10 protein-coding genes are annotated in these 11,364 nt (G+C 39.5%); 9 read left to right on the top strand and 1 reads right to left on the bottom strand.

The window, feature by feature from the left end; all coding sequences use genetic code 11:
- Positions 1-11 precede the first annotated feature (11 nt).
- Complete coding sequence (locus tag CDG55_RS02450) at positions 12-830, top strand: putative RNA methyltransferase (RefSeq protein ID WP_087535963.1); 819 nt, start codon at positions 12-14, stop codon at positions 828-830.
- Positions 831-849: 19 nt separating this feature from the next.
- On the opposite strand, the gene ponA is transcribed toward CDG55_RS02450, so the two are convergent.
- Entirely contained in the window at positions 850-3,402 is a 2,553-nt protein-coding gene (gene ponA / locus CDG55_RS02455) for a penicillin-binding protein PBP1a (RefSeq protein WP_087535964.1), read from the bottom strand.
- 162 nt (positions 3,403-3,564) lie between these two features.
- Here ponA and CDG55_RS02460 point away from each other — a divergent pair, with 162 nt between their 5' ends.
- The 8 genes from CDG55_RS02460 to CDG55_RS02495 are packed head-to-tail and all read left to right on the top strand — an operon-like array spanning position 3,565 to position 11,291.
- On the top strand, positions 3,565-4,623 hold the full coding sequence (locus CDG55_RS02460) for a pilus assembly protein PilM (protein ID WP_087535965.1): 1,059 nt from the start codon (positions 3,565-3,567) through the stop codon (positions 4,621-4,623).
- Complete coding sequence (locus tag CDG55_RS02465) at positions 4,623-5,246, top strand: PilN domain-containing protein (RefSeq protein ID WP_087535966.1); 624 nt, start codon at positions 4,623-4,625, stop codon at positions 5,244-5,246. The genes CDG55_RS02460 and CDG55_RS02465 overlap by 1 nt, the downstream gene beginning before the upstream one ends.
- The gene (locus CDG55_RS02470) at positions 5,243-5,989 is read left to right on the top strand and encodes a type 4a pilus biogenesis protein PilO (protein ID WP_087535967.1); all 747 of its coding nucleotides are present in this window, start codon (positions 5,243-5,245) and stop codon (positions 5,987-5,989) included. The genes CDG55_RS02465 and CDG55_RS02470 overlap by 4 nt, the downstream gene beginning before the upstream one ends.
- On the top strand, positions 5,989-6,516 hold the full coding sequence (locus tag CDG55_RS02475) for a pilus assembly protein PilP (RefSeq protein WP_087535968.1): 528 nt from the start codon (positions 5,989-5,991) through the stop codon (positions 6,514-6,516). The genes CDG55_RS02470 and CDG55_RS02475 overlap by 1 nt, the downstream gene beginning before the upstream one ends.
- A gap of 60 nt (positions 6,517-6,576) precedes the next feature.
- On the top strand, positions 6,577-8,721 hold the full coding sequence (pilQ, locus tag CDG55_RS02480) for a type IV pilus secretin PilQ family protein (protein WP_162620847.1): 2,145 nt from the start codon (positions 6,577-6,579) through the stop codon (positions 8,719-8,721).
- Positions 8,722-8,731: 10 nt separating this feature from the next.
- Entirely contained in the window at positions 8,732-9,298 is a 567-nt protein-coding gene (aroK, locus tag CDG55_RS02485; RefSeq protein ID WP_087535970.1) for a shikimate kinase AroK, read from the top strand.
- Positions 9,299-9,322: 24 nt separating this feature from the next.
- A complete protein-coding gene (gene aroB / locus CDG55_RS02490) occupies positions 9,323-10,405 on the top strand; it encodes a 3-dehydroquinate synthase (RefSeq protein WP_087535971.1) in 1,083 nt (360 codons plus the stop codon).
- Between the two features lie 19 nt (positions 10,406-10,424).
- Positions 10,425-11,291 (top strand): hypothetical protein, encoded by an 867-nt coding sequence (locus tag CDG55_RS02495; RefSeq protein WP_087535972.1) that lies wholly within the window; start codon positions 10,425-10,427, stop codon positions 11,289-11,291.
- Positions 11,292-11,364: the final 73 nt, after the last annotated feature.

An 11,364-nucleotide genomic window follows, 5' to 3' on the forward strand; every position in this document is an offset into this window, starting at 1 on the left:
GGAGAAAATAGATGAATTTATTGATGTGTCCTGTTTGTCGCCAATCATTGAATTTGGTTGAGCGTTCTTGGCGTTGTGAAAAAGGCCATCATTATGATGTCGCCAAACAAGGTTATGTCAATCTGCATGTCGTACAACATAAGCATAGTAAGACACCAGGGGATACTGCAGAGTCGGTATTGGCTCGTCGTGAATTTTTGCAAACAGGTGCTTATCAGCCGTTACAGCAGGCGATTGTTGAACTGTTGCAGCGGCTCAGGCCGAAAACTATTTTAGATATTGGTTGTGGTGAAGGTTATTACACCAGTGCGATGCAAGCGCATACTCAACACTGTATAGGTGTGGACATTGCTAAAACAGCTGTACAACGAGCTGCAAAACTCAACTCCAAAGTCACTTGGGTTGTTGGGACGGGTGCAACATTGCTCGTACAGGATCATTCAATCGACGTGTGTACTAGTTTATTTAGTCCAATTCCACAAGAAGAGATTACACGTGTTCTTCAAGAGAATGGTCATCTGATTGTGGTGACACCTGCACCTCGACATCTCTATAGGTTGCGTGAAGCTTTATTTGAGCAAGTAAATTTACACGAACCAGAAAAATTTTTAGAACAGCTAGATGGTCAATTTGAATTGCAGCAACAACAGCTTGTCGAGAGTGCAATCGAGTTAGATCAACAAGCGCTAAAAAATTTGATTGCTATGACACCTTATGCTTATAAAGCGAATCCTGAACGAAGAATGATTTTAGAACAAGAACAGCATTTCTTAGTGACAGCCGCTTTTCAAATTTATGTATTCCAAAAAAGAAAGAAGCCATCAATTTGATGGCTTCTTTTAAATTTACTTATTGAATATTATTAATTAAATTTTCAATACCATCATGTTCTTTTTGGGGTGATGCTGTTTCCATCGCTGGAACAATAATTTGCTCTTCATCAGATGGTGCTGTATCTGGTAAATCTGAGAAGTCAGTTTGCGCGGAGCGAGTTGGTGCAACAGGAGCAGGACGATAAAGTGGGCGTGCCAACGGTGGGGAAGCACGATATTCTTTTTGCCCTTCATTTTTCTCCAGTTGTAATTTGTCGAATGAAATTGGATCTTTCGCGTCTTTATCGAAATGTACCCAAGCTGATGGCGTATCTTTAAGCGAATTCGCCATGAAATTCGTCCAAATTGGTAAAGCAGCAACTCCGCCATATTCACGTCGACCGAGTGTACGAGGTTGATCAAAACCAACCCAGGCGATTGCAACTAATTTTCCATTAAAACCTGCAAACCATGCATCTTTTGCATCATTGGTTGTTCCTGTTTTTCCACCTAAATCGTTACGACCGATTTTAAGTGCTGCTCGTCCAGTACCATGCTGAATCACATCGCGTAAAATATTAGCCATATCATAAGCTGAGCTAGATTTTAAAATGCGTTGCGCTTGGCGATAATTACTATTTGTCGTTGCGGCTGTTTGAGAGTTAGATGTAACAGTTTCAGATGCGGCAGATACATCATCTAAAGTTTCATTGGTGATTTCATTTACAGCATCTTGCTCTTGAATAGCATCGGCTGTTGCATAGGCATTTGGATCACTAATACAAGGGATACAAGCGTATTCTGGATTTGCTTCATAAATTACTTTGCCTGATGCATCTTCTATTCGTTTAATAAAATGGGGCTGAATGCGATAACCGCCATTTGCAAAAGTGGCGTAGCCTGTAGCCATTTGCACAGGGAGTACTAGAGGTGTTCCTAATGCGATTGTGTAGTTACGAGGAATTTGATCTTCTTGTAATCCAAAATCCATAAATAGTTGGCGTGTGCGTTCAATTCCCACAGTTTGCAATAGTCGGACTGATACAGTATTTCGTGATAAATAGAGCGCACGGCGCAGGGGGATCATCCCAAGATAGCGTCCATCGGAGTTTTTTGGAGACCATTTACCAATACTGATGGGGCTATCGTTCACCATGCTATAAGGTGTCATACCACGTTCAAGTGCCAATGCATAAACAAATGGTTTAATAGTTGAACCTGGTTGTCTCCACCCTTGTAACGCACGGTTAAACTTAGATTGATAAAAACTATAGCCGCCAACAACAGCTTCTATGGAGCCATCATTTGGATTCAATGCAATCAATTGACCTTGAACTTTAGGAACCTGTACTAAAGACCAAACGGTTTTGTTTTCATTGGGGCGTAATCGAATAATATCTTTCACTTTAACGATTTGTGAAGCATTCGACATAGCGCCGCCTACACTGTTCGCATTCCGATAAGGGCGAACCCATGACATTCCTGCCCAATTTACGGTAACTGTTGAGCCATCTTGCATCAAGGCATCAAAAGAATTGTTATTCACTTTTATGACTTGTGCTGGATAGGTGTTTGCATATGGAACAAACTGGTTAAGAGGTTTGTCATGTGCTTCTGGTCCACGCCAACCATGGCGGCGATCATAGGCTTCTAAACCGTCTTGAATTGATTCTTCAGCGTAACGTTGACGGTTACTATCAATCGTCGTATATACCTTATATCCTGAATCAATTGCTTGCTCGCCAAAGTTTTCAACCAATTCTGAACGAACCATTTCGCCAACGTACGGGAAAACATTACTGACAGAGCGATCAATCATATTCAGGTTGATTGGCTCAGCAACAGCTTTTTGATATTGACTCTGATTAATATAGCCAAGTTGTAGCATACGCCCTAAAATCCAATTCCGGCGTTCAAGTGCGCGTTCAGGATTGACGACAGGGTTGTATTTTGATGGTGCTTTCGGTAATCCTGCAATCATTGCCATTTGCGCAATGGTAAGTTGATTAATATTTTTGTTGTAATAGATTTGTGCAGCTGCAGCAATTCCGTAAGCATTTTTGCCTAAGAAGATCTTATTGACGTATGAGCTTAGAATTTCTTGTTTGGTGAGATTTTGCTCGATTTTGCGAGCAAGAAAAACTTCAGTTAGTTTGCGTTTAAGTGTTCGTTCTGGACTCAAATAATAGTTTTTTGCTACCTGCATGGTAATGGTTGAACCACCAGTTTGTACATCTGACCCTGTAATAGATTCTGTTAGTGCTCGCCCCAAGCCCTTAAAACTAATCCCATTATGTTCAAAAAATGACGAATCTTCTGCTGCTAGAAATGCATGGATAAACGCTGGTGGAATCTGTTCGTATTTCACTGGAATGGAAAGTTTGCCGCCATATTCTGCAATTAACTTATTATCTGCCGTGTAAACTTGCAATGGTTTTAGTAAAGGTGCCTTTTTTAATGAACTCATATCAGGCAAAGAGGGTGCTAGATAGAGATACATGCCATAAAATCCCATTGGAAGTGAGACTAATATAATAATAAGCATCAAAAAAAATGGACGAACAATACCAGAACTGGATAGCTTTTTCATAATAAGTAAGTTTTAATAAGAGCGAATGGCAAACTAATTATGGTCAGTATATCCTTTAGCCTTACGGATTGTTAGATGAGATATTGTATCCGTATCAATTAAAGACCAAAACAAATTAGTGAGTTGTATTTTTGGGGATAAAAAAATAAATAGGAATGTACTGTGCTCAGGTTATATCGTAAACCAAATAAGGGGTTAGTGGGTGTCGATATTAGTTCGACAACTGTTAAGTTATTGGAGCTCTCTGTAAAGAACGGTAGATATTGGGTTGAAAGCTATGCTGTGATGCCACTGCCTGAAAACAGTGTCGTAGAAAAAAGCATCATCAATCCAGAAGCAGTTGGTGACGCGCTTGAAAGAGTCGTTAACCTTGCTAATCCGCATACGACGAATGTGGCTATAGCTGTGCCAACTTCAATGGTGATTAATAAAATCATTGAAATGGATGCAGATATGACAGCCGATGAACGAGAAGTTCAAATTCGTATGGATGCTGAGCAATACATTCCGTTCCCATTGGATGAAGTAAGTCTAGATTTTGAAGTCTTACCTGACAAATTAGCAAACCCAAATCGTGTAAATGTATTGTTAGTGGCAACGCGTACAGAAAATGTTGACACACGTGTAGATGTTCTTGAGCTGGCTAATTTATCTGCAAAAATTGCTGATGTTGAAAGTTATGCCATGGAACGTGCTTTCAGTGTATTCGCAGATACTTTGCCAATAGGTGCAAACACAGTTGGTATTTTAGATATTGGTCATACTATGACCACCTTATCTGTCATGCAGAAAGGTAAAATTATCTATACACGTGAACAGGTATTTGGTGGTCGACAGCTAACCCAGGATGTTCAGAGCCGTTACGGTTTGTCTTTTGAAGAGGCTGGGCGTGCGAAAAAAGAAAGAACACTGCCTGACGACTATGATACGGAAGTGCTCGAACCTTTTTTAGATGCCGTAGTTCAACAGGCAGCTCGCTCACTTCAGTTTTTCTTTTCATCATCACAGTTCAATGAGATTGACCATATTTTATTGGCAGGTGGTAATGCCAATATTCCTGGTTTAGCCAAGTTGTTACAACAAAAACTAGGTTATCGCGTCACCATTTCCAATCCATTCTTACAAATGGGCTTTTCTCCGCAGATTGATATTAAAAAAATTGAAAATGATGCTTCCTCATTGATGGTTGCATGTGGTTTAGCATTGAGGAGTTTTGATTAGTGGCAAAGATTAACTTACTCCCTTGGCGTGATGAGCTAAGAGAACAAAAAAAGAAACAGTTCGTTGCATTTTGTGCTGGGGTAGCAGCATTAGGCGTAGTATCAGTTTTTTCTGGGTGGATGTACTTTGACCATAAGTTGAATGATCAAGAACAGGCAAATCAGCTAATTGTAAGTACTAACCAGAATTTAGATACTCAACTTAAGTCATTAGATGGTTTGCAAGAACGACGTAATGCAATCATTGAGCGTATGAAGTTGATTCAAGGCTTACAAGGGCAGCGTCCAATTACCGTGCGTCTGGTTGATGAACTGGTACGTGTGACACCACCAACCATGTATCTTACTAAATTTACCCGTACAGGGGATAAGTTCACCATTGAAGGAAAGGCGGAAAGTCCAAATACAGTGGCTGAACTGTTGCGTAATCTTGAGGCATCACCTTGGTATCGCAATGCCTTTATGAATTCATTTCTGGCAGCTGAAGAGAAAAAAGATAAAACAGCAGCATCTCTTGTGCCACGTGTTGAAGAAAACTATGGAAGCTTTGTTGTAACCGTGGATTTAGGGGAAATAGGGACAACTGCGGAAGCTGATCCAGCAGCATCAGGAGTGGCGCAATGAACTTAGAGAAGTCAGATGATTTAAATCAAGAGACGGTGGCGATCAAGAAAAAGAAGATGACTGTAGAGCAGTTCTTCCAACAATTTAATACGTTGGATATGAATAACTACGGTAGCTGGCCTGCGTCTGTCAAAATAACCTGCTGGATTTTTATTTTTCTGGCTGTGCTTGCTCTAGGGTATTTTGTCGTAATTAGAGGTCAACTTGATGATATTGCAAATGCTCAAGCACAAGAGCAAAGTTTATTAAATGAATTTAAAGAAAAAGATTCTAAATTACGTAATTTGCAGCAATATCAAGCTCAATTACAAGAAATGGAAGCAAATTTCAATCAACAATTAGAACAACTACCGAAAGAAACTGAAATTCCAAGTTTAGTTGAAGATATTAATTTAACTGGTGTGAACTCTGGATTAAAGTTTAAAAATATCCGCTTAGAAAATGAAGTAAAGCAAGAGTTTTTTATTGAGCAGCCCATTAGTATTGAAGCTACGGGGGATTATCATGCTTTTGGTGCATTTACTACAGGTATTGCCGCCCTGCCACGTATTGTGACCCTGCATGATTTTACGGTTGAAGCAACAGAAGATACTCAGAAAAAATCTGATATTCCAGTCATTAATTATACGGTAAAAGCAAAAACTTATCGCTATGTCGGTGCGGATGAGCAAGCAGATGCCAATCCATCTACAAGTGTAACCAATTCTACAAGTACTCCACCTGCACAAGGGGGGCAACATTAATGAATAATTATAAAATTTTCCTGGGATTGATATTCGCTGTTGGATTGGTCGGGTGTGATTCCCGTATTGATGCAGTCAATCAGCAGATGGCAGAAATTCGCAATCAGCCACCTTTACCGATTGAACCTGCACCTATATTTACACCTGTACCATTATTTAACTATGCGGCACATCAGTTAAAAAGCCCGTTTATGCCAAGTTCTCTGGCTGCTGAACTTAAGATTATGGCAGGTAAGCGTGTTTATCCTAATTTTAATCGTCAGCCACAGCCATTAGAGAGTTATGCTCTTGAGGCCTTGAATATGAAAGGTAGTATGCGTGGTAAGCAAAATGACACGATCGCCTTGATTCAAACACCAGATGGTCAGATTGAACGTGTACAGGTTGGTAGTTATTTGGGTATGAACCAAGGGCGTGTAGTTAAAATTAGCCCTACACAAATTGATTTAATAGAAATTGTGCCAGATGGGCGAGAGGGTTATGTGGAAAGGCCTAGAACACTCGTTTTAATTGGACCAGCACAGTAGATTAAGGGAATAACAATGAAAAAACAGTTTAAAGATTCTTTATTTGGGGAAGCGAAGACCATGAATCATGCATTTCGTCAGTTTTCTATGGGTGCTGTTGCCATCGCAATCATGCAAGCTGCATCTGCACAAGTGAGTATGACGAATATTGTTCCAATGAGTTTGGCTGATCAAGGTACAGAAATTCGTGTGATGTTTAATGGATTGCCTCCACAACCGCAGGCATATCAATTGGAAAAACCTTCTCGATTGATTTTAGATTTTGATAAAACGCAACAAAATTTGAAACAGGCATCAATACCAGTATCAACTAATGAAGCATCAACAATTGATGTTGCAGCTGATGATCAGCGTTCACGTCTAGTTGTTAATTTAAAGGAAGCAGGAGCATTTACGACACGTGTTGAAGGGAACACGTTTATTCTTAAAATAAATGCAGTTCAACCAGTAAATGCTGTTCGTAATGCTACGGTTGTCAGACAACCACAGCAAGGTGTATCAAATATTGGTTTCCAGCGCGGTAAGGATGGCGAGGGGTTGGTTGTTATTGACCTATTGGGAAATAACACACCTGTCGATGTACAGCAGCAAGGTAGTAAGATTGTGGTGCGAACAATGGGGAACAAAATTCCAGCCCATTTGGCGCGTCGTTTAAATACCAACGATTTTGCTACACCTGTCGCAAGTGTAGATGCTTATAATGATAAAGGTAACGGTGTTATCACCATTCAGTCTGCTGGTAGTTATGAATATATGGCTTACCAAGCGGAAAATAAATTAACGATTAGTCTTAAGCGCCCAGAAGATAAATCTTCTCCGAAAGCTAAAGCCCAAGTCTATACTGGGAATAAAATTTCATTAGATTTTCAAGATATTGAGGTGCGTCGAGTTCTGCAGCTGTTGGCTGATTTTACCAGTATAAACATGGTTGCAGCTGATACCGTACAAGGTAATATTACGCTGCGGTTGAAAGATGTGCCTTGGGATCAGGTTCTGGATATTGTATTAAAAACCAAGAATTTGGATAAGCGCCGTAATGGCAATGTAATCTGGATTGCACCTGTTTCTGAGTTAATTAAGGCAGAAGAAGAAGAAGCCAAAGCAATTGCACAAAGTATTAAGCTTTCTCCAATACAAACAGAATATATTAAGTTGAGTTATGCAAAAGCTGCTGATATTGAGAAATTAATTACTCAGGGTAAAAATAGTGGCTCAGGTAACAGCTCTTCAGGTCCGAATAATAATGCTGATCCATTGGGAGATAGTGTTGGGAGTTTGTTAAGTCCTCGTGGTACGATTTCTACTGACCCTCGCACGAATACACTGATTATTAATGACACGTCACAAAAAATTGATCAAATTCGTAAAATGGTCGATTTGCTGGATGTATCAGTTAAGCAGGTAATGATTGAGGCACGTATTGTCAGTGCAAGTACCGATTTTACGAAAGAAATGGGTGTTAAATGGGGTATTCTATCGCAAGGTATTACTAGTAATAATGATTTGTTAGTAGGTGGTAGTAATACTACTTTATGGAACTTAAGAAAGCCTACTAAAGATAGTGATACAGGGGGGTGGAAATATGAAATTGAACGTCCAAGTAACCTAAATGTTGATTTGGGGGCAACAGCAGTAGGTGCGAGTCGTATTGCTTTTGGTTTAATCAGTTTGTCAGATTTTATGCTGGATCTAGAACTGTCTGCGGTTCAGGCGGATGGTTATGGTGAAGTCATTTCAACGCCTAAAGTTATGACTGCGGATAAACAAACTGCAAAAATTGAGTCAGGTACTCAAGTTCCTTTTTCATCCTCAACGGGTACTGGGGCAAATGCAACGCCGAAAATCGAATTTAAAGATGTGGTATTAAGTTTAGATGTAACGCCGAGTATTACACCAGATGGAAAGGTTCAAATGAATCTTGATATTAAGAAAGATAGTATTGCTGGTGTAACCCCTCAAGGACAATTCTATTTTAATAAAAACATGGTGAATACTAATGTCTTGGTTAATAATGGTGAAACGGTGGTATTAGGCGGTATTTTTGAACAAGAAAATCTAAACAAACAAACCAAGGTGCCATTTTTAGGTGATTTACCTTTCATGGGCAAATTATTCCGTCGTGATTCGAAAACTGAAAATAAACGTGAACTACTTATTTTTGTGACACCAAGAATTGTTAATGACACTTTGACGAGAAATCATTAATATATTTTGAATAATCGCAATTAATATAGGTGGCGCGTTGCAAGGCAAAGCGTTTGAAACCCTACCAAATATTTATTTGGTAGGGCCGATGGGGGCAGGAAAAACAACAGTTGGTCGACATTTAGCAGAATTGTTGGGGCGTGAATTCATTGATAGTGATCATGAAATTGAGCGTAAAACAGGTGCTACAATCCCTTGGATTTTTGAAAAAGAGGGCGAATCTGGTTTTCGAGCACGTGAAACTAATGTGTTAAATGACCTAACTGCACGTTCTGCCCTTGTTTTGGCGACTGGTGGTGGTGCGGTAACACAATCGGAAAATCGAAAGTTTTTAAAACAGCGAGGTATCGTTGTTTATCTATATACTCCTGTAGAGCTTCAGCTACAGCGAACTCATCGCGATAAGAATCGTCCATTGTTGCAAGTAGAAAACCCAGAAAAGAAATTAAGAGATTTGTTAACTGTGCGAGATCCACTTTATCGTGAGGTTGCACATTTCATTGTTGAAACAAATCAGGGTGCAGCGCGAGACTTAGCGCAAAAAATTCTACAGCTTATTTTATCTAAACAAATTTAGTAATTTTCTTGTTGGTCTAATTTTATGCAAACACTACATGTTGAATTGGGTGATCGTCGCTATCCTATTTTTATTGGAAGTAATTTAAATCCCAGAGATTTGCTAGCGCCATATATTCATGGTCGACAAGTGATGTTGGTTTCCAATACAACCGTTGCACCATTATATTTGCAACATTATGTTGATGGATTGCGCCAGTTAGATAAACAGATTGCACAATGTATTTTACCCGACGGTGAGCAATTTAAAGACATTGAACATTTGAATTTAATTTTTGATGCGCTTTTGGAATCAGGTTTTAATCGTGATTGCACAGTGCTTGCATTAGGTGGTGGAGTCATTGGTGATATGGCTGGTTTTGCATCAGCTTGTTTCCAGCGCGGAGTGAATTTTATTCAAGTACCAACTACATTATTATCTCAAGTTGATTCAAGTGTGGGTGGGAAGACAGGAATCAATCATCCATTAGGTAAAAACATGTTGGGTGCGTTTCAGCAACCTCAAGTTGTATTAGCGGATATGGCACAGCTTGATACTTTACCAGACCGTGAACTTTCTGCTGGTTTGGCTGAAGTGATTAAATATGCATTACTAGGTGATGTGGATTTTCTAGTATGGTTAGAACAGAACATGGATGCGCTTGTTGCACGTGATGCGAATTTACTCGCAGAAGCAGTCTATCGCTCATGCGCACATAAAGCTAGAATTGTGGCTAATGATGAAAAAGAGCAGGGTGAGCGTGCACTTCTAAATTTAGGGCATACTTTTGGGCATGCAATCGAATCCTATCTAGGTTATGGGGTATGGTTACATGGTGAAGCGGTTGCAACAGGTATGGTCATGGCGGCAGATTTGTCACACCGTCTAGGTTGGATATCTGCTGAAGATGTTGAGCGTACAAAAAGAATTATTCTACGTGCCCATTTACCGATATCATGTCCACAGATTCCACTCGACGAATTTTTGGCTTATATGTCGCATGATAAAAAAGTGCTCAATGGTCAATTACGTTTGGTTTTACTTAAGAAGTTAGGCCAAGCGGTAATTACCAAAGATTTTGATGTGGATTTAATGAAGCAAACGATTCTTGCGAACCAATCTTCATAATCAATATATTGAGAAAAATATGCTTATTTCTAGATCAATCTGGCAAAATATTCAACAATACAGCTGGCTCACGCTTGCAATTGTATGCTTGATTGCTGCATTGGTCTTTTGGGGAATTACTGATGGAGATGCTTTGGTTGAGGTAGATCAACCAGCTAAAACTGAAGTTCAAATTCAACCTGAAAAAGTGACTGCAACTGCTCATCTAGGTGCCTTTTCTAATGAGGTGAAGCCGCTAGATTTAACAACCAGAGTTGTTGTTTCTAATGAGCATGCACCAGAATTTCGTGGCACTAAATTTATTAAAGAAAATCAGAAAAAATGGACGATGGAAATTTTTCGTAGTTCAGATGAAGCAATTGTTAAAAATTTTTTGTTGAGTCGATTAGATCGGAAAAAGTTTATTTATTTCCGCTTAACTGGTGAGGATCAGGCAGAACAATATGTTCTTGCTTATGGTATGTCACCAAATATGGAGGAAGCAAATCGTCAATTTGCTCAATTGAATTTGGTACTTCCGCAATCCGTGCAACCTAAAGCCCAGCAATTATCAAAATATGCAGAGTTTGTGAATGATTTAGGGTTTGATGAATTAAAAACAGCGACAAATCAGCTTTATGATATTCAGTTAAAACCCGCAGCGCTACCTAAAGTGGACGAGAGTTTGTTGGCTGCAGGGGCGGTGGTTTCACAAGGCAGTTTGGGTGTTAGTTCAGAAAAGCCAGCAGTTGATCCTGCAATAGCAACTCAGACAACAGTCACACAGCGTGATGCTCAAGGTAACGTGGTAAACGTCAAACAAAGCCAATCTTCAACACAAAACCCTGAAAAATTGAAAGAAAATTCAGATTCTTCTAAACGCGATGTGGTAGATCCATTCAATTAGTATTGCACTAATTTTGAGCATTATTGGCGCTTTTTTAAGGCGAAATGACTTATTTTGGTGCAAAAAAACCTGA

Source organism: Acinetobacter sp. WCHA45 (genome assembly GCF_002165255.2).
Taxonomy (GTDB): Bacteria; Pseudomonadota; Gammaproteobacteria; order Pseudomonadales; family Moraxellaceae; genus Acinetobacter.